The 18,960-nt window shown below is 45.2% G+C and carries 18 protein-coding genes and 1 pseudogene; 1 reads left to right on the top strand and 18 read right to left on the bottom strand.

Annotated features, from left to right (window positions below; genetic code table 11):
• Positions 1-29: 29 nt before the first annotated feature.
• Together CI597_RS02750 and CI597_RS02745 are read right to left on the bottom strand one after the other, a co-directional pair.
• Positions 30-251 carry a FeoA family protein gene (locus tag CI597_RS02750; RefSeq protein ID WP_024728273.1) on the bottom strand — a complete coding sequence of 74 codons (222 nt, stop codon included), beginning with the start codon at positions 249-251 and terminating at the stop codon, positions 30-32.
• Positions 252-263: 12 nt separating this feature from the next.
• Positions 264-479, bottom strand: a complete 216-nt coding sequence (locus tag CI597_RS02745) for a FeoA family protein (RefSeq protein WP_024728274.1) — start codon at positions 477-479, stop codon at positions 264-266.
• A 195-nt stretch (positions 480-674) separates the two neighbouring features.
• Here CI597_RS02745 and CI597_RS02740 point away from each other — a divergent pair, with 195 nt between their 5' ends.
• A complete protein-coding gene (locus CI597_RS02740; protein WP_024728275.1) occupies positions 675-1,034 on the top strand; it encodes a metal-dependent transcriptional regulator in 360 nt (119 codons plus the stop codon).
• A gap of 66 nt (positions 1,035-1,100) precedes the next feature.
• On the opposite strand, the gene CI597_RS02735 is transcribed toward CI597_RS02740, so the two are convergent.
• The 16 genes and pseudogenes from CI597_RS02735 to CI597_RS02660 all read right to left on the bottom strand — a co-directional run bounded on the left by CI597_RS02735 (position 1,101) and on the right by CI597_RS02660 (position 18,809).
• The gene (locus CI597_RS02735) at positions 1,101-2,759 is read right to left on the bottom strand and encodes an FAD-dependent oxidoreductase (protein ID WP_198959570.1); all 1,659 of its coding nucleotides are present in this window, start codon (positions 2,757-2,759) and stop codon (positions 1,101-1,103) included.
• A gap of 12 nt (positions 2,760-2,771) precedes the next feature.
• Entirely contained in the window at positions 2,772-3,335 is a 564-nt protein-coding gene (ahpC, locus tag CI597_RS02730; protein ID WP_024728277.1) for an alkyl hydroperoxide reductase subunit C, read from the bottom strand.
• A gap of 108 nt (positions 3,336-3,443) precedes the next feature.
• Positions 3,444-3,866 (bottom strand): annotated as a pseudogene (gene eno, locus CI597_RS02725) (phosphopyruvate hydratase); the annotation flags it as partial.
• A 39-nt stretch (positions 3,867-3,905) separates the two neighbouring features.
• Positions 3,906-6,530 carry a pyruvate, phosphate dikinase gene (ppdK, locus tag CI597_RS02720; RefSeq protein ID WP_024728279.1) on the bottom strand — a complete coding sequence of 875 codons (2,625 nt, stop codon included), beginning with the start codon at positions 6,528-6,530 and terminating at the stop codon, positions 3,906-3,908.
• Positions 6,531-6,720: 190 nt separating this feature from the next.
• Complete coding sequence (locus CI597_RS02715) at positions 6,721-7,485, bottom strand: DUF975 family protein (RefSeq protein ID WP_024728280.1); 765 nt, start codon at positions 7,483-7,485, stop codon at positions 6,721-6,723.
• A gap of 337 nt (positions 7,486-7,822) precedes the next feature.
• Positions 7,823-8,527, bottom strand: coding sequence for a C39 family peptidase (locus CI597_RS02710; RefSeq protein ID WP_081723869.1), 705 nt, complete (start codon positions 8,525-8,527; stop codon positions 7,823-7,825).
• Positions 8,528-8,708: 181 nt separating this feature from the next.
• Positions 8,709-9,911 (bottom strand): DNA polymerase Y family protein, encoded by a 1,203-nt coding sequence (locus CI597_RS02705; RefSeq protein WP_024728282.1) that lies wholly within the window; start codon positions 9,909-9,911, stop codon positions 8,709-8,711.
• Positions 9,912-10,138: 227 nt separating this feature from the next.
• Entirely contained in the window at positions 10,139-10,273 is a 135-nt protein-coding gene (locus tag CI597_RS18330; RefSeq protein WP_235824529.1) for a lysophospholipase, read from the bottom strand.
• 200 nt (positions 10,274-10,473) lie between these two features.
• A complete protein-coding gene (gene feoB / locus CI597_RS02695) occupies positions 10,474-12,453 on the bottom strand; it encodes a ferrous iron transport protein B (protein WP_024728283.1) in 1,980 nt (659 codons plus the stop codon).
• Positions 12,450-12,692, bottom strand: coding sequence for a FeoA family protein (locus CI597_RS02690; protein ID WP_009288955.1), 243 nt, complete (start codon positions 12,690-12,692; stop codon positions 12,450-12,452). The genes feoB and CI597_RS02690 overlap by 4 nt, the downstream gene beginning before the upstream one ends.
• A 59-nt stretch (positions 12,693-12,751) precedes the next feature.
• Complete coding sequence (locus CI597_RS02685; RefSeq protein ID WP_024728284.1) at positions 12,752-13,552, bottom strand: ABC transporter permease; 801 nt, start codon at positions 13,550-13,552, stop codon at positions 12,752-12,754.
• A gap of 12 nt (positions 13,553-13,564) precedes the next feature.
• Positions 13,565-14,416 carry an ABC transporter permease gene (locus CI597_RS02680; RefSeq protein WP_024728285.1) on the bottom strand — a complete coding sequence of 284 codons (852 nt, stop codon included), beginning with the start codon at positions 14,414-14,416 and terminating at the stop codon, positions 13,565-13,567.
• Complete coding sequence (locus CI597_RS02675; RefSeq protein WP_024728286.1) at positions 14,397-15,518, bottom strand: ABC transporter ATP-binding protein; 1,122 nt, start codon at positions 15,516-15,518, stop codon at positions 14,397-14,399. The genes CI597_RS02680 and CI597_RS02675 overlap by 20 nt, the downstream gene beginning before the upstream one ends.
• 19 nt (positions 15,519-15,537) lie before the next feature.
• Positions 15,538-15,885 (bottom strand): P-II family nitrogen regulator, encoded by a 348-nt coding sequence (locus tag CI597_RS02670; RefSeq protein ID WP_009288959.1) that lies wholly within the window; start codon positions 15,883-15,885, stop codon positions 15,538-15,540.
• A gap of 18 nt (positions 15,886-15,903) precedes the next feature.
• Positions 15,904-16,983: a polyamine ABC transporter substrate-binding protein gene (locus CI597_RS02665; protein WP_024728288.1), complete on the bottom strand. Its 1,080-nt coding sequence runs from the start codon at positions 16,981-16,983 to the stop codon at positions 15,904-15,906.
• Positions 16,984-17,087: 104 nt separating this feature from the next.
• Positions 17,088-18,809, bottom strand: coding sequence for a ComEC/Rec2 family competence protein (locus tag CI597_RS02660; protein WP_024728289.1), 1,722 nt, complete (start codon positions 18,807-18,809; stop codon positions 17,088-17,090).
• Positions 18,810-18,960: the final 151 nt, after the last annotated feature.

Below are 18,960 nucleotides of genomic sequence, written 5' to 3'. Positions count from 1 at the left end.
AACTAACTCCTATACAAAAAAAGAAAAAGCTATTCCACCAAAATCATTTCCGAATCCGCTTTTCTCACAGACAGTTCATATCCCCGCACCGTGATTTCCACCGGATCGCCCAAAGGGGCTACCTTTCTTACAAAAACATCCACTCCTTTTGTGATTCCCATATCCATAATACGGCGTTTTACAGGGCCTTCTCCATTCAATTTCTTAACTTTTACAGTCTCGCCGCAGGCAACTTCTTTTAATGTCTTCATTTTCTCTCCTTTTTAGTTCACCATAATCTTATTTGCCATATCTTTGCCAATCGCCACTCTGGAATCTTTGACATTCACAATGACATTTCCACCGATGACAGATACGACAGTAACCATCCCGCCAACAGTAAATCCAAGGTTTTCAAGAAATCTTTTCGTTTCTCCCCTGCCGCCGACTTTACAGATGATATTTTCCTTCCCTTCTCTTACCATTGTTAAAGGCATCATGACTCCTTCTTTCTTAATTGGTTTTGATTATCATTTTCTTTCAGTAATTAGTATATTCTAACATATGTTATCAGTCAATATCTCTTGTTGATTCTTTTTATCAATAAGCCAAATATTTGAAGTATATTATGAGATATGATATACTTTGTAATGCTTTACATAAAAATTATATATTATTAGAAATGAGGTAAATTCATGAGTTTAAATGAATCTGCTGAAAATTATTTAGAAACAATCTTAGTCTTGAGCGAGTCCCGCCCTGTTGTCCGGTCTGTGGATGTAGCAACAGAGTTAGGGTTTAAAAAATCCAGTGTCAGCGTAGCCATGAAAAAGCTCCGCCTGAACGGACATATTACCGTTTCGCCGGAAGGATACATTTATCTCACAGACTCCGGAAAAGAGATTGCGGAGATGATTTATGAGCGGCACAAGCTTCTCTCATCCTGGCTTACCGCGCTGGGAGTTAACAAAGATACCGCGGCAGAAGATGCATGCCGGATCGAGCATGTCATCAGCAAAGAGAGCTTTGAAGCCATAAAAAAACACGTAAAATAACAGAGATGCCAATACAACTTGGCATCTCTATTTTTTTGTACATTTTGCCTTCTCTTTGTATTTTCCTTAATTCTCCAGGAATCCAAGGATCTCTTCCACACTTTTCTTTCCGAAATACACATCTTTTTCATTCACGATCATGCACGGCACGCTCATGATCTGATACTTGTCTTTCAAATAAGGGAAATATGCCATGTCATAAATATCTGCCTCGACATTAGGATTTTCCAGTGCAATCCTCTGTACGGCCATTACCAGTTCCGGGCACATCGTACAGGAGAGAGATATGACAGTCTGAATCCTGATCTCTCTGCGGATGTTCCGAATACGGTCCAGCAGTCCCTCATCGATGGCCTGTCCGGGACCGGCGGCATTATAAATCGCTATAATGAAAGAATTGAATTCATGTCCTCCGGGAACTCCGTGGAATGCAGTGCCCAGATACGTTCCGTCGCCACTGCAGATACAGATTGCAGGAAGTTCGATCTTCTCTGCTCCTTCCGGATTCACTTCACATCGGATATGAGGCGACAGGTCTTTCATCTCTCCGGCAAACTCTTCCACTTCCCGTGAAATTGGACTGTCATCCGTGTAAAATTTCAGCACTACGTCTTTCTCAAGCCTCTCAAATACCGGCACCAGCTGCTGTTTCATTTCTTCTGTCAGAAATCCGCCAGTTTCCGCAGATTCCTGCTTCGGCACATCCGTCGGCTTCCTTCTTTCCGGTGTGGATATCTCACGCTCGGGAAGCTGCAGTTTTTCGTACATTCCGGATAAATATTTTTCCAGTGAGGTGGCGGCCACTGCCCCGTCAGAGACGGCAGTCACTACCTGCCTCAAGTTTTTCACACAGATATCCCCGGCGCCATAAATACCGTCTTTGCTTGTTTTCTGGTTCATATCCGTCACCAGATAACCGTCCTCATTCAGTTCCAGAAATTCTTTAAAAAGCCCCGTAGCCGGTGCATATCCGGCAAAGACAAAGATACCAAAACTTTTTCCTGTCGGCGGCTCGTATCTCCATGTTTCCCCGGTCTCATTGTTTCGGAACACGGCATACTGAAGGGTGCTTTCGCCTCCTGCCTCTACGATCTCGGTCTGATAGTGTACTTCGATCCCAGGATGGTTTTTGACCTGTTCTGCTACGGCTGCCGCACAGGTAAAGTCCTCTTCCCTGACGATGACCGTGACTTTTTTTGCGTACTTTGTAAGGAATACAGACTCTTCCGCCGCGGCAAAGCCTCCGCCTAAGACAAACACATCCAGCCCCGTAAAAAATTCTCCGTCGCATGTGGCGCAGTAAGCAACACCCCGTCCCTGGTATTTGATTTCTCCCTCAAACCCGATCTTTCTGGGACTGGCACCGGTGGCCAGCACAATCCCCAGGGTCTCAAAGCTCCCCTTGTCTGTGACAACCTTTTTGACGTCTCCATCCGGATTCAGCTCCTTTACATCTGCCATCATAAATTCCGCACCAAAAAACTCGGCCTGCTGTCTCATATTTTCTGTGAGCCTTCTACCGTCAGTTTCAGGAACCCCCGGATAATTGACGACCTCCGACGTGATTGTGATCTGACCGCCCATCTTTTCTTTTTCTATGACCAGCACACGATATTTTGCCCTTGCGAGATAAATGGCGGCGGAAAGCCCTGCCGGGCCTCCGCCTATAATGATGCCGTCATAGAGTTTACTCATATCAATTCCGTTCAAAGTATCACCTTCCATTTACATCTGTGCTTAGATCAAACCTACCAGATCAAGACTCGGTTTTAAAGTTTCTGCTCCCGGCTGCCATTTTGCAGGACAAACCTCATCTCCGTGTTCTGCTACGAACTGGGATGCCTGTACTCTTCTAAAAAGCTCTTCCGCATTCCTTCCGACATTACCGGCAATGACTTCATAAGCCACGATCTTGCCTTCCGGATTCACAATGAAGCTTCCCCTCTCTGCCAGTCCGCTTTCTTCGATCATCACATCAAAATCTCTTGCGAGCACTCCGGTCGGGTCTGCCAGCATCGGATACTGGATCTTCTGAATTGTCTTAGACACATCATGCCATGCCTTGTGCACAAAATGTGTATCACATGACACAGAATAGATCTCACATCCCGCTTTTTTAAAGTCTTCATATTTATTCGCCAAGTCTTCCAATTCAGTTGGGCATACAAATGTAAAATCTGCCGGATAGAAAAAGAACACGGACCATTTTCCAAGGATATCTTCCTTTGATACCTCTTTAAATTCGTTTCCCTGATAAGACTGTACTTTAAAATCTGTTACTTCCTGACCTATTAATGACATTTTATTGTCCTCCTTAATTTTGTTTGCTTTATTCCAGGTTCTGTTCTTACTGCTTAAACTTTCCGAAAAAACAAGGTTTTATGCACAAAAAAGCAGAAAGAAATCACCTTAAAAGACATGTTCTTTCTGCTTTCCATGATACTCTTCATTTAAAATTGCCACCCTTTCACTTCTGCTTGGCGCACCGGTTTTAATCTGTCCGGTATTTAATGCTACGGCAAGGTCAGCTATGGTCGTGTCTTCCGTCTCACCCGAGCGGTGGGATACTACAGCGGTATATCCTGCCTTGTGTGCCACTTTAACAGCCTCCAGCGTCTCGGATATTGTCCCGATCTGGTTTAGCTTAATCAGGATAGAATTTCCGCATTTTTCTTTCGTACCTTTTTTAAGACGCTCCGTATTTGTTACAAACAGATCGTCTCCTGCCAGCTGAATCTTGTCTCCAAGCTCTCTGGTCATATGTTTCCAGCCTTCCCAGTCCTCTTCATCCAGACCGTCCTCAATGGACACGAAAAAAAATTCCTTGAGCGTTTGCTCAAGGAATTTTTATTTTTATCTGATGATTCAGTTCTATTTATCGTTCAGCGCCGCCTGTGCTGCTGCAAGTCTTGCGATCGGCACACGGTATGGGCTGCATGATACATAGTTTAATCCAACTTTATGACAGAACTCAACGGATGCAGGATCTCCTCCGTGCTCTCCGCAGATACCAAGTTTGATATCCGGACGGGTTGATCTGCCCTTTTCAGCTGCCATGGCGATCAGCTGTCCGACTCCGTCCTGATCCAGTTTCGCAAACGGATCTGACTCGTAGATCTTGTTGTCGTAGTAAGCTTCCAGGAACTTACCTGCGTCATCACGTGAGAATCCGAAGGTCATCTGTGTCAGGTCATTGGTACCGAAAGAGAAGAACTCTGCTTCTTCTGCGATTTCATTGGCCAGAAGAGCAGCACGAGGTATTTCAATCATTGTACCAATGTGATAATTGATATCTGACTCATAATAAGCTTTTACCTTCTCTGCTGTTTCTACAACAACATTCTTGACAAACTGGAGCTCTTTCTTCTCTCCTACCAGAGGAATCATGATCTCAGGAACAATGTCGAATCCTTTTTCCTGTTTTACTTCGATAGCAGCTTCCATAACGGCTCTTGTCTGCATCTTGGCGATTTCCGGATAGGTGACAGCCAGACGGCATCCGCGGTGTCCCATCATAGGATTAAACTCATGCAAAGATGCACGTGTCATATTGATCTCTTCTACTGTCACATTCATGTCTTTAGCCAGTGCTGAAATCTCTTCCAGTGTGGTTGGCAGGAACTCATGCAGAGGCGGATCTAAGAAACGGATAGTAACCGGTTTTCCTTCCATAACCTCGTACAGTTCTTTGAAGTCTTTCTTCTGATATGGAATCAGCTGATTCAGAGCGATCTCTCTCGCCTCTTTGGTCCTTGATAAGATCATACGGCGGATCTTCGGAATTCTCTCTGCGTCAAAGAACATATGCTCTGTACGACAAAGTCCGATTCCCTCTGCCCCGAACTTAACTGCGTTCAGTGCATCTGCCGGTGTGTCGGCGTTGGTGCGTACCTTTAATGTACGGATCTCATCTGCCCATGTCATAATGCGGTCAAAGTTTCCGCTGATGGTTGCAGGTATCGTGCGGATCTCTCCATAGTAAACTTTACCGGTAGATCCGTCGATGGAAATATAATCTCCCTCACGGACAGTCTTTCCGCCCAGGGTGAACAGTCCTTTTTCTTCGTCTAACTGAATATCACCGCATCCTGCTACACAGGCTGTACCCATACCGCGGGCAACAACGGCCGCATGGGATGTCATGCCTCCGCGGGCTGTCAGGATGCCTTCAGCCGCATGCATACCTTCGATATCTTCCGGTGATGTCTCTAAGCGGACAAGGATAACTTTCTCTCCCGCTTCATGATGAAGTTTTGCAGTCTCAGCAGTAAAGTAAACCTTACCGGTTGCAGCTCCTGGTGATGCCGGGAGTGCTTCCCCGATTGGGACAGCAGCTTTGATGGCTTCCGGGTCAAAGCGCGGATGTAAGAGCTGATCCAATGCTTTTGCCTCAATCCTTGAAACGGCTTCCTCTTTTGTGATCATGCCTTCATCTACGAGCTCACAGGCAATACGGAGTGCTGCCGGTGCAGTTCTCTTTCCATTTCTGGTCTGTAAGAAGTAAAGTTTGCCTTCCTGAATGGTAAACTCCATATCCTGCATATCGCGGTAATGGTCTTCCAGAGTTTTGGCAATCTGCATGAATTGTTCATAGCAGTCCGGAAGGTCTTCTTTCAGTCTGGTGATCGGCTGCGGAGTACGCACACCTGCTACCACGTCCTCTCCCTGTGCATTGATGAGGTATTCTCCATAGATCTGTTTTTCACCGGTGGATGGATTTCTTGTAAATGCTACACCGGTTCCTGATGTATCTCCCATATTTCCGAATACCATGGTCTGCACGTTTACTGCAGTACCCCAGTCTCCAGGGATGTCGTTCATTCTTCTGTAATAGATAGCACGAGGATTATCCCACGAACGGAACACAGCCTTGATCGCTTCCAACAACTGTTCTTTCGGCTCCTGCGGGAAATCTTCCCCTAACTCGCTCTTATAAATCTCTTTGTATCGCACGATGACTTCTTTCAGGTCATCTGCCGTTAAATCTGTATCAAACTTCGCTCCCTTGGCTTCCTTCATCTCGTCAAGGACCGCTTCAAATTTAGCTTTGTCCACTTCTTTTACAACATCTGCGAACATCTGGATAAATCTGCGGTAAGAATCATAAGCAAACCGTGGGTTGCCGGTCTTCTTTGCAAATCCTTCCACAGCTACGTCATTCAGACCTAGGTTCAAAATCGTGTCCATCATACCAGGCATAGATACTCTGGCCCCGGAACGTACAGAAACCAACAGCGGGTCTTCTAAGTCTCCGAACTCCTTCCCCTGAATATTTTCCAATGCTTTCATCGCATCGAAAATCTGTCCCTGTACCTCATCACTGATGTTTTCGCCGCAGTCATAGTAATTGGTACATGCTTCTGTCGTTACCGTGAACCCCTGAGGAATTGGAAGACCAAGTCCTGTCATCTCTGCCAGGTTTGCTCCTTTGCCGCCCAAGAGGTTTCTCATTTCTGCATTGCCCTCGTTAAATTGATAAACCCATTTTGTTGACATGTCTATACCTCCTAAAATAGTATGTTGTAACAGTGTATGTCGTTGGATTAATTGTACCACAAAACAAATTATTTGTTAATTATTTTTATACGTTTTTAACAATAAATTTTATAAACTATTATAAAAACTATTTATATTCTCTAAATCGACATGTTTTTCTCACTTTTTTTGTTTTATCTTTCGTGAAATATTAATAAAATGGAAAGCCCTGCAATTCTTCCGGTGTAGCAGTCTCGTTCTGAAGCGCCTGTTGGCGATTAACTTTATAAAACTCTGCCCATGTTGCCTGCCGGTAAGGCATCACATAAAACACATCCAAAACCCCGCAGGTAATACTAGAGAGAATCCACCATCCGATAAAAGATAAATCCAAAAAGAAAGCGTTCAGCTTCTGTCCGTCCATCATCTTTCTGCTTATCTCAAAAGCTCTTCTCCTTGAAATCGAAGGATTTTCCGCCAGTATATACGGAATCATTGAATAGGAATAAGACTTTACAAGTCCCGGTATCAGCAGCAGTAGACTCCACAGCGCTGTAAACAACTTTCTCAGAAACATTGTCAGCACAACATTCAGATAGTTTCCACTCTGAAAAACAGTTCCTATCAACCCAAATCTAGCCTTTCTGTCACTGTTTTCCAAAAAGAAACGGCTGCATCCTACCAGAAGAGGATTGCCCAGAAAGATTTTAAGCAGCGTAAATCCTATAAAAAGAATCATAAGAATTCCAATCGCTGCCGACACAATCATCAGAAATTGAGTGCTCGTAAAGAAATCCATGTTTTCCCCATTCCATCCGGAATCCCTCAGTTCGGTTTTTAAACTGTTGTAAGATACATTTCCCCCAATTTGTCCATTGATAATACCTGCGATCAGCGCTACCACCACCATAATCCAGTAGTTTCTCCTGATTGATTCTTTTGCCCTCTCTTTTAATTCAGCTCTCGTCCACCACATATTATGTCCTCCTTTTCTTGTCATCTTATGTGAAAGTTACATTAAATAGTATGACATTTTCCACACGATTTCCGTTCGGCTCTTAGAATGCCTCACTCCAATCGTGTAGAAAATGGACATATTATCTCCTGGAGCAGGCTGCTTAGAAATCAAAGTTGCCACCTGCGATAGTTTTTCTCCATTGTCAGAAGGAGGCCTTTCCAGAGCCGACTGGAGATAATGGAGAAAAACTCGTAGAATACAGTATGCCCTGTAGATATATCTTATCACCTTTACCTTGTCTGTTCCAGAAAAAAAGCAGATGCCGTAGTTCTTAACAGCATCTGCTTTTATACTTCTAATTTTCTATATGTTTTTTCAGATCGATTTTATTCCCTATCTTCAGCAGACCGTGGTCAATTCCTTTTTCCTGTACTTGCTTTTCCGGTTCTGTATAGCTGATCTCCCAGAAAGGACCACCGGCATCCGCGCCTTCTTTCCCCTGGCTTACGACCTTCTTTAACGACCATGTCTCGGCTGTATTGGCACGGCTGCCCACATCGGCAACCCTCACCTTATCTTTTCCGACCATCCTGGTCAAAACGATAAAATGTCCGTTTTTTGTGAAATCTCCGGGGCCTACCAGAGCAACCACCGGATGTCCGTTTTTCAAAGCCTTTTTTATAGCATGATAGTCGGTGCCCAGACCTTTGCAGTCCAGTCCGTATTCTTTTGCAAGCCCCGGAATCACCTGATGGACACATCCCTGTCCGTTGATATACCAGCCCTTTTTATAGGCTATTTTGCACATCTTCGGCACACTGACTTTCTTCCCCGTCAGTGAACTGTAACAGACTGCAATGCAGGTCGGCCCGCAGCCTGCAGCCTTGATCGTGCTCTTCCCGATTTTCTTACCGGGATAATCCGCCTGATTATAATAAACTACATTAAGTTCTTTTTTGTCTCCCTCTGCCGCCGGTACATTTGTCACCTGAAATAGCATGCCCAACATAACGCAGCACATCAGTGTACATACGATGCGTTTCAAGTTCAGAATCTTCATTCCCTGTTTCCCTCCGATTCTTTGCGCATTTTTCCCCACAATTCGAAGTATATCAAGGTTTGTTCTAAGAAGCAAGTATTATTTTTAATACTTTTGTAATAATTTTGTGAAATTTCTTCTAAATCAGCTGTCTTTTATCGTCAGACAGCTGTCTTTCTCTGAAAAACCATCTTAATATAAATTAATCTGTTTTTCCGCCAAGAAACGTGGCCCGCTGCACCGCGTCTCTTCCATACCTGTTCCTGATGGCATCGATGGACTGATCCAGTCTGCGGAGTTTCTCTTTTTTCTGATCACCGAAGAGATCCATCTGTGAGAATTCTACACTTGATATGTCTGTAGCCCGCAGCCCGATCAGACGAACAGAAACACCCCGAAAGCATTCTCTGTACAGTTTCTTTGCCGCCTGGACAATCTCATCAGTGATATCCGTGGGCACAGAAAGTTTTCTCTGATGGGAACTCCGTCGGAAATGACAGTCTTTGATCTCCACCGTGATGCATGAAGTCTTAACGCGGTCCGCCCTGAGCCTGGAGGCAACAGACTCTGCCAAAGATAATAAAACCACATCCGACTCCTCTAAAGAATCAACATCTGAGGGTAAAGTAACACTGTTGCCGTACCCCTTGCTGTCCGCCTGTCCGGCTTCAACGGGAGCCCTGTCAATGCCGTTGGCATATTCATAGATCAGCATGCCGTGCTTATTTCCTATATGGGACCTCAACAGTTCCGGATTCATATGTGCCAGTTCACCAATGGTCCGAATGCCCAGGTTGTGAAGCTTCTTTTTTGTGGCAGGACCGACAGAAAACAAATTCTCCACAGGCAGGGGCCACATTTTTGCCGGTATTTCTTCCTGAAACAAGGTATGCACTTTATTTGGCTTCTCAAAATCGGATGCCATCTTGGCCAGCAGTTTATTCGGCGCCACGCCGATATTGACCGTAAAACCAAGCTTTTCATAAATACGGTCTTTCAGCAGACAGGCCGCCTCATAAGGACTCTCGTACTGCCCCGCCGTCTCGGTCATATCCAAAAACACCTCATCGATACTGAATTTCTCAAGAACCGGTGAAAACTCCAGCGCCTCTTTTAAAAAAGCTTCGGAGAACTTTTCATATAGCCCGTGACAGGGAGGACGAATAATAAGATCCGGACATTTGTTCAATGCTTCACGGACAGTCTCCGCTGTGCGTATTCCCTTTTTCTTGGCGGGTATGGAGGCCGCCAGTACGATCCCGCGGCGCTTAGACTCATCTCCGCCAATGATGGACGGTACTTCCCTCAGATCCACCTCATCTTTCCGTACAGAAATCCCATAGACCGCCTCCCAGCTGAGATAGGCAGAATTGACATCAATATGAAAAATCACCCTGGAATTCATTCTCATCTCTCCTTTTACTCACTGTTGAGATTATAGCACATCCAAACATATGTTTTCAACGAAAAAACTGCTCAGATCATTAATAAAAAAAGACCCTTTGCATTAAACAAAAGATCTTTTTCATCTTATTAATTATAAATGTTTTTCAATCCACAGCAGCGTGTCGTCGATGACTTCTTCTTTCTCCACTTCATTGTAGATTTCATGAAAAAGTTTTGCATATATCTTTAATGTCTTGTCCTCAGAGCGATATCTCCAAAAAACTCTCTGTAGTCTTTTTCGCTGACCAGTCCGTCGTTGGCCCCGTGAAGGATCAGTACAGGATCGGTGAACTCCCTGCTGTTTTCTTTCAGCCATTCCACTCCCCGTAAATGCTGTTTAAAAGTACCGCGGAGATCTCCTTCTCCACCAGGGGATCATTGTTGTATGCCTCCAATCATAGCTGGCTTCCTTATTTGTATTTATTTTAATACAATTCCAAGCCATTGAAAAGGATATTCTTACGCATCTGTGCACAACCCGCGGAGCGTTTTTATTTCACAGAGAAGGTCGCAGAACTTTCCTATGGAATAAGAAAACTTCCCACCTGGTAGATAATTACAGCCACGGCCCACGCAAAGACCATCTGGAAAGCGACCAGCCCCAGCGTCCACCGGGTGGACCCTGTCTCTTTTCTTATGGTCATGACGGTTGCAAGACAAGGTGTATACAGAAGGCAGAACACCAGCAGGCAGTAAGCATTCAGCGAAGTGAAGCCCATTCCGGACAGCATGTGCACAATGTTTGCGTCCGAAGACGATGATACCTGAAACAGGACCATAAAGCTTGATGCCACCACTTCCTTGGCGGCCAGCCCTGAAATCAGCATGACTGCGATCTGCCAGAGTCCAAGACCTGCCGGGGCCAGCAGAGGCACTAAAAATTTTCCGAAAGAAGCACCAAAACTCTGACTCATGTCGCTGACCAGCCCTGTATGATTCAGATTGAGCAGCACCCACATGACGATGGATGCGGCACAGATCGTCGTTCCCGCCTTTGAGAGGAAATCTTTCAGCTTGCTCCACACATAGATGGCAATCGTCCGCTTATTTGGCGTCTTATATTCCGGCAGTTCGATCAGAAGCGGCTGTTTTACACTGCCTTTGAGCATCTTACTGTGGACAAACGCCACAAAAATCCCCAGAACCAGCCCCAGGATATACATGGAATAAGCCACTAACATGGCGGCTTTTCCAAAAAACAGCTGGGAAAACACAAGGTAAATAGGAAGCTTTGCGCTGCATGACATAAACGGGATCAGCATAATCGTCCTCTTCCGGTCCCTTTCATCTTCCAGAGCCCTTGATGCCATGACTGCCGGCACACTGCATCCGAATCCCAGAAGCATCGGGATAAACGCCCTTCCGGAGAGACCCAGTCTGTCCATGACGCTGTCCATGACAAATGCGACTCTGGACATATATCCGCTGTCCTCCAGAAGTCCCAGACTCAAAAACAGAATAAAGATATTCGGTACAAAAGAAAGTACACCTCCCACTCCGGCAAATACTCCGTCCTTCATGAGGGAGATCACCCACGCTCCCGCTCCCAGACTTTCAAGTCCGCCTATTATGTACCCGCTGACATAGTCGATCATCATCTCGACATATCCTTTTAAGAAATCTCCGACCGTAAATGTCAGGAAAAATACCACGGCCATAATGCCAAGAAAGATAGGAATTCCCAGGACCGGATGCGTCAGGACATTGTCGATCTTATCGGTAAACGCTTCCTTCTTTTCTTTGTTGACCAGAACTTCAGCCATAACCCGTTCGATAAAGTGATATTTTTCATTGATAATATCATTCTCGTAGGACCTGTCCACGATCCCTTTCACGAGAGTTCCGTACTTTTGTGTAACTTCCTCGTCCTGTTCGAGAAGTTTTATGGCATACCACCGGCTGTTGGGCATATCCGGATATTTCTCCTTCAGCCGCAGCCTGATCTGTGTAATCTTTTCCTCGATCCTGTCCGGATAGTCAAAGACCTGGCGGTCATTTCCCTCCACCTTGTGATGAGCTACCGCATGCATGAGCACTTCCAGTCCGGTCTTTTTCCGGGCTGAAACCGGCACCACCGGAATCCCCAGCACCTCCGGCAGACGGTGAAGGTCCAGCTCCATTCCCCGCTCCTTGACAATATCCATCATATTTAAAGCCAGAATCACAGGCTTTCCAAGCTCAATCAGGCATAAAGTCAAATAAAGATTGCGTTCCAGCGCAGATGCATCTGCCACATCAACGATGACATCCACATCATCCTGAAGAATATATTCCCTGGAAAGCTTTTCTTCCATCGTATAGGATGTCAGGCTGTAAATGCCGGGGAGATCCACCAGCCTGTACATGTGATTGTGGTATTTTAAAGCCCCTTCTTTCTTTTCCACCGTGACACCAGGCCAGTTTGCCACTTTAAGCTTGGCCCCGGTATAGGCGTTAAATAACGTAGTCTTTCCGCAGTTCGGATTTCCCACGAATCCGACCTGCAATTCCTCTGCACTCATGATAAATCCCTCTTTCCTGCACGGTCCCTGACCTTGATCCCCATAACAATCTCTCTTCCGAGAGCAAATCGGGTCCCTCTGATCTTAATGATCACAGCCCCGTTGCGCTTCTTCCGCATCACGTTAATTTTAGAACCTTCCGTCATGCCGAGAGATTCAAGACGGCGTTTCGTTGCAAGTTCCAGCTGGATTTCTTCCACCAGATACTGATTACCTGGATTTGTCTCTGTTAATCTCATCTTTCGCTCCATTTTGATAATTGTTCTCAACAAAATAGTACGTCATATAAAGCTCCGTGTCAAGCTTCTTCTTTCTTTTCCATTCTCATCTCAAAAAATGTTGCGGCCAGCATAATGAGGACCGTTCCAAGGATCATCAGCGTCGAGAGTGCATTTACGTCCGGCGACACTCCTTTTCTCACCATTCCGAGGATCTTGATCGGAAGTGTCATGCTGTCCGGTCCGGTTGTGAAAAAGCTGACTACTACGTCATCCAGGGACATCGTAAGCGCCAGCATGGCTCCGGATAAAACCCCCGGCAGGATCATCGGCAGCGTAACCCTGCGAAAAATTCTCCAGTCATTTGCCCCGAGGTCTCTTGCCGCCTCCTCCACGGAAGGGTCGAAGCCCGCAAGCCTTGACCGCACTGTGATGACTACAAAAGGCATGGAAAATGTCACATGAGAAATGATCAGGGTAGCCATACTCATCTGTATTTTCACCATCGTAAAAAATGCCAGCACCGCAATACCGAGCACGATCTCCGGGATCACAATAGGAATATACAGCAGATTGCTGACAGTTTCCCGTCCTCTGAATTTAAACCGGTACATGCCCACGGCACACAGTGTCCCAAGAATCACGGAGAGCAGGGTGCTGACGGCCGCTACGATCAGAGTGTTGAAAAACGACTGCATCAGCTGGACATTTTCAAACATCCTTCCATACCACTCAAATGTAAAGCCCTGAAAGGTCACATTGAGCTGGGATGTGTTAAAGGAAAATGCAACGACCACCGCGATCGGCAAATATAAAAACAGATAGAAAAGACATGCATAGCACAGTGCCAAAGGGCGGAATCCAATCTTTTTCTTTTTCATTGCTCATTCCTCCTATACCATATCTTCTATACTTCCGACCCGTGTATACAGCTTCATGATAACGATCGTCACTGCGATGAGTGCAATCGCAAGCGCCGCTCCGAGAGGCCAGTTTCTCGCAGTCAGGAATTGGTTCTTGATCACATTTCCAATGTTCATCGTGGTGGCCCCTCCCATCATATCCGTGATAAAGAAGTACCCCAAAGACGGAATGAAGGTCTGAACCGATGCCGCAAAAATCCCGGGCATCGTGAGAGGAAGTATGACTTTTCGGAACACATGTACCTTGGATGCCCCCAGATCGCTGGCCGCCTCCAAAAGGGAATGATCAAGCTTTTCAATGGAAGAATACAGCGGCAGCACTGTAAACGGGATCAGCGCATACACCATACCCAGCAGGACTGCCCCGTCTGTGTAGAGCATCTGAAGCGGCTGGTTTATGATCCCCAGCTGCATCAGGAGTGTATTTAATATCCCCTGCTCGCGCAGGATACTGTTCCATCCGTAAGTACGGATCAGAGAATTGATCCAGAAGGGCAGCATGATCAGCAGGACACAAAACGGTTTCCATTTTTTCTTTGTATTTGAAATAATATAGGCAAACGGATAGCCGAACAGCAGGCAGAGCCCGGTAGTCTTCAGTGACAGCCACAGCGAATCTAAAAGAATCTTCATATACTTCGACTGAAACATCGTCTTATAGGCTGTCAGATCAAAGGTCTGGATCACGCCCCCATAAAGCCCTTTTTTCATGAAACTGATACCAACGATATACAGAAGAGGCAGCACCAGGAACAAAATAAGCCAGATGATGGCCGGCGATACGGTTGACAGAAACGGAATTTTATTGCTCTTCTTTTTCATTTCCGGCCCCCTCTATAATCTCATAGACCCGGTCTTCCCGCGTGTGCATGACCACAGTTTTTTGGGGAAGCCAGTGAAGGTATACGTTGGTACCCACCGGGATCACTTCATCTTCCGGAGGATTTGTCATCTTGACCAGCTGGCTGCTGGGCAGTTCTATGATGGTCTTTATAGTGGAACCAACAAAAATATGTTCCATCACAGTCCCTCTCAGGGTAAATCCATCCCTGGGTTCCATGGACGCTTTCATATTTTCCGGCCGTACACATACATAGACCATCTCATCGTATTCAAAATCCGGAGCGTCAAGTTCCACTTTCCCGGACTCCATCACGAGAGAAATCCTGTTTCCCTTCTTTTCCTCAATGTAGGCTTCAAAAATATTGGACTCCCCGATAAAATCAGCTACAAATTTTGTCTTAGGGTGATTGTAGATCTCGACCGGAGTCCCCAGCTGTTCGATCCTTCCCTCATTCATAACCGCGATCCGGTCGCTCATGGTCAGTGCTTCTTCCTGATCGTGGGTCACGTAAATGAACGTGATCTTCAGCTTTTTCTGCAGTTCTTTCAGTTCAAACTGCATCTGCTTTCTCAATTTTAGATCCAGAGCTCCCAGCGGCTCATCCAGAAGAAGCACCTTTGGCCGGTTCACCAGCGCTCTGGCGATGGCGACTCTCTGTTTCTGTCCCCCTGACATCTGAGATGGCATTCTTTTTTCCATACCCTGAAGCTGCACCAATTCAATCATCTCATCAACCCGTTTTTTGATCTCCGCTTTCGGCACCTTTTTTTCCACAAGGCCAAAAGCCACATTGTCAAAAACGTTCATGTGAGGAAACAGCGCATAGCTCTGAAACACCGTGTTCACATCCCGGTGATTCGGCGCTTTGCCCGCCACATCTTTATCTTCCAGAAAAATTTGTCCGCCGTCCGTATCTTCAAAACCTCCGATCATTCGAAGCGTAGTCGTTTTTCCGCAGCCTGACGGACCGAGGAGCGTCAAAAATTCACCCCGGGCCACATTAAGATTCAGATGATCAATGACAGATTTTCCTCCGTAAATTTTTTCTATGTTTCTTAAGCGTACGATGATATTTTTCAACGAAGTTTCCACCACCCTTCTACAAAGTTTCAGCGCCCCGTTCTCCGGTGCGGATGCGCATCACATCGTCCACCGGGGATATAAAGACCCTTCCGTCTCCCACCTGTCCGGTGGCCAGTTCCTCATGGATCGCCCCCAGCAGATCCTCCACGTCTTCTTCCCACACGACAACCATCACGACAACCTTCGGCAGCAGATTGATCTCAAAATTCATTTCCTCAAATTCAGGGATAAAGCCTTCCTGGTATCCGCATCCCATTGCCGTGAATACAGTCATGCCCGAATAGTCTTTCTTTTCCAGTATCTCTTTTAACTTCTCCAGTTTTTCCGGACGGATGATAATATCCAGACGTTTCATCGCTTTCATACTCATTCCTCCCATATATTACTCTGTCTTTAATTTCGTATACAGATCGTCATAGATGCTCGCCGAATCCTTTACATCATCAATATATTCTGCCCTTTTTAACTCTTTCTGATCGACATTTGCACCGGGATTTTTCAGATAGTGGTCATCCAGCAGCTTCTTTGTGCCGTTATTGATACATACACCATAGTACTCATCCAGAACTTTTTTGTAGTTTTCAGGCCGTAAAACATAATCGATAAACAGCCTTGCCTCTTTGGCATGCTTTGCCCCCTTGATGATCACAAAATTGTCCAGACATTTCTGCGCGGGTTCTTTTGTATAGATCACGTCCAGGTCTTTATTCTCCTCAATGGCCATAGCCGCATCCATACTGTACATGAGGCCGACTGCCACGTCATTGGAGATCATTACGCTTTTCGGTGCATCAGCATCATAGACCTTCACATTTTTCGCCAGCTTCTTAAGCCACGGCAGTGTGCTCATAATCTCATCTTCCTTTGTGGTACTGGAGCTGTATCCTTTGACTTTCAGTGCCATGGCGGCGATCTCACGGATATCATCCACAAGCACAATATTATTTTTCAACTTCGGGTTCGTCAGATCATTAAAGCTTTTGATATCCACACCCAGCTCTTTTAATTTTTTTTTGTTTCCACACAGTACTGTAAATGAAGTCATATATGGAATCGTGTATTCATTGTTCTTGTCAAATGGCTGGTTCAGCGTGCTTTTGTCCAGATACTTCACATTTTTCACCTGATCCATCTGGATCGGCTCGATCAGGTCCTGTTCTTTCATGGCATCGATCACATAATTGCTGGCGATGGTCATGTCATACTGTCCGGTCCCTCCGGCCGTCAGCTTGGCAAGCATCTCTTCGTTGGACGTAAATGTGGATTCCACAACTTTGATGCCATATTCCTTCTCAAATCCATCCATCACACTCTGCGGGATATATTCTGTCCAATTATACAGGTACAATTTCTTTGCATATCCGTCTTTTGTTTTTTCTTCTTCCTTCCCGCCGCATCCGGCCAGCAAAGATACGGTAAGTGCCATCAGAAGCAGCAGAACTGTTACTTTTGTTTTTCTCATATCACTTCTCCTTTATAATCTTCCATATTTAAAATGCCGTCAGCTTACACTGACGACATTCATTCTTTCTATCCTATTATCTACCATCTTTTTTCATTTGTCTATTATTTTTTAATATAAAATCCGTTTGTTTTTCTCGTAGTCGTATTTCCTGATTTGTCGGTAAACTTCACATAAACGCGGACCCATTTCTTTTTTTTCTTATACGTCACACTGTTTCCTGTTTTCCATTTATACTTTGTATTTTTCTTGCCCCTGGGGACGATCTTATACTGGACTTTGGATTTCCCGCTTGTCCCGTAGGAGGCAGAAAATGTAAGTTTAATGGACTTCTTATACTTCTTGTTATAGCGGTTTTTCGCAGATGTCTTATAAGTCTTGATGCCTGACTTGCTGCCCTTGATCTTTGCACTGGACGGCGCAGAAGTATCGACCGTAAATCCCGGAAGCTTGATGACAGTGGAGCCGAGCCATGTATTGTATTTTACATAAATTCTTCCCACCGATCCGTTCTTTACTGCCACGGAGCTTCCGCTGCGGTAAGGAACTGTCCGGTTGTCCACGCCTTTTTTCACAAACTTATACTGGACGCTCTTTACTTTCGTAAACGGCTGAGGCGTCCCTGAAAATTTGACCGTCACATTTTTCTTTTCATAAAGCTTATAGCTGTTAGCCGCACTGTAAGTCGTCGGCACCAGCTTGTTTTTTCCGTTGGTAGATACGATGACGCTCTTCATCGTCGGTGACGATTTCTTTTTCGGGTTATAATCGCCTGCGTAACTCGGTGCATTTTTCCCTTTTTCTGTCTGGACAGACAGGTTTGTTCCGTCAGAGGATACAATGACCGTACCTCGGTTGCTGGTCAGATAGACATCTGAACCCGCCAATTCATTTAACACCCTTGGAAGAGGTGATTCATTGTCATTGTCATAGCCATTGCTGACTACGGAAATTGATGCATTTGCTTTGTCAAATAAATATTTGTGGTCAGACGGATAATCTTTTCCAATTTTATTGTCTTCTGTCACATCCTGCATGCCGTGATGAGGAACTTTCAGCACCTGAGCCGACAGATTGTACCCTTTTCTCACAATTCCATCTATCGTCTGTCTCTGTGCATCTCCTGTCATAAGAAACGTATTGCTGCCATTGGTAATCTTGCATACAATAGATCTCTTATTAATCTCACGGACATCCAGATTCACTTTTCTTCCATACTGAAATGAAGTTTCATCCACCGGGCCATAGAACTGAAGCCGTACTGTTCCGATATTCGCCACACTTCCCATCTGGGGAACTTCATAAAAATCATCGCCCTTTCCGTTTCTCTCTGCATAGGAATCAATGGCTTCCAATGTTTCTGTATAAAATTCTTTATTGAACTCTTTATTGCTGCCGTCTGCTCCTGAATAAGTAAGATTCCGGTTATTTCCGTATATTTTTTCGACCTCAATATCATCATCCCGAAGGATTCTTCCGAGACCTCCGATGTGATCCCTGTGCGGGTGGGTCAGAAGGATAAATTTAAGCTTTTTGACGCCTTTTTTCCTGAGATAATTATATGCCCAGTCTTCTGTGGTAATCTGCTCGCCTTTTGTTGTTGTATAATAGTCAGCCCCGGTGTCTATCATGGCATACTCCGCACTGCTTCCTTCCCCATATTGAAGCAGCGCTCCATCCCCTGCGCCCACATCTATAAAATGGATCTGAAATTTTTCCGCTGCCCGGACCTGCTTTTTCTGCAGTCCTCCCGCTGTCACTGCAGCCGAGATAACAAATACTGCTGTCAGCAAGTAACTGATACATTTTTTCATGCCCGCTTTCATAATAAACCTCATTTCTTCTTGTCTTCTCTGGTAAACTCCCCCAGAACCTTGAAGCATATCTTGTAAGTAATTTACTCTATTTCAATTTTAACATAACATATTTTTAATATATAATCAATATATCGTCACAATTTTGTAACAAATAAATCTC

The sequence above is a fragment of the Anaerostipes hominis (ex Lee et al. 2021) genome (assembly GCF_002270485.1).
In the GTDB taxonomy this organism is placed as follows: domain Bacteria; phylum Bacillota; class Clostridia; order Lachnospirales; family Lachnospiraceae; genus Anaerostipes; species Anaerostipes hominis.
Note: the sequence above shows the minus strand (reverse complement) of the source record. Positions and strands in the feature narration are given on the sequence as shown.

Coding starts and splice junctions, on each gene's coding strand:
- CI597_RS02750 (WP_024728273.1), bottom strand. CDS start 251: ATGAAGACATTAAAAGAAGTTGCCTGCGGCGAGACTGTAAAAGTTAAG.
- CI597_RS02745 (WP_024728274.1), bottom strand. CDS start 479: ATGATGCCTTTAACAATGGTAAGAGAAGGGAAGGAAAATATCATCTGT.
- CI597_RS02740 (WP_024728275.1), top strand. CDS start 675: ATGAGTTTAAATGAATCTGCTGAAAATTATTTAGAAACAATCTTAGTC.
- CI597_RS02735 (WP_198959570.1), bottom strand. CDS start 2,759: ATGGAAGGTGATACTTTGAACGGAATTGATATGAGTAAACTCTATGAC.
- ahpC (WP_024728277.1), bottom strand. CDS start 3,335: ATGTCATTAATAGGTCAGGAAGTAACAGATTTTAAAGTACAGTCTTAT.
- ppdK (WP_024728279.1), bottom strand. CDS start 6,530: ATGTCAACAAAATGGGTTTATCAATTTAACGAGGGCAATGCAGAAATG.
- CI597_RS02715 (WP_024728280.1), bottom strand. CDS start 7,485: ATGTGGTGGACGAGAGCTGAATTAAAAGAGAGGGCAAAAGAATCAATC.
- CI597_RS02710 (WP_081723869.1), bottom strand. CDS start 8,527: ATGAAGATTCTGAACTTGAAACGCATCGTATGTACACTGATGTGCTGC.
- CI597_RS02705 (WP_024728282.1), bottom strand. CDS start 9,911: ATGAATTCCAGGGTGATTTTTCATATTGATGTCAATTCTGCCTATCTC.
- feoB (WP_024728283.1), bottom strand. CDS start 12,453: ATGAGTGCAGAGGAATTGCAGGTCGGATTCGTGGGAAATCCGAACTGC.
- CI597_RS02690 (WP_009288955.1), bottom strand. CDS start 12,692: ATGAGATTAACAGAGACAAATCCAGGTAATCAGTATCTGGTGGAAGAA.
- CI597_RS02685 (WP_024728284.1), bottom strand. CDS start 13,552: ATGAAAAAGAAAAAGATTGGATTCCGCCCTTTGGCACTGTGCTATGCA.
- CI597_RS02680 (WP_024728285.1), bottom strand. CDS start 14,416: ATGAAAAAGAAGAGCAATAAAATTCCGTTTCTGTCAACCGTATCGCCG.
- CI597_RS02670 (WP_009288959.1), bottom strand. CDS start 15,885: ATGAAAGCGATGAAACGTCTGGATATTATCATCCGTCCGGAAAAACTG.
- CI597_RS02665 (WP_024728288.1), bottom strand. CDS start 16,983: ATGAGAAAAACAAAAGTAACAGTTCTGCTGCTTCTGATGGCACTTACC.
- CI597_RS02660 (WP_024728289.1), bottom strand. CDS start 18,809: ATGAAAGCGGGCATGAAAAAATGTATCAGTTACTTGCTGACAGCAGTA.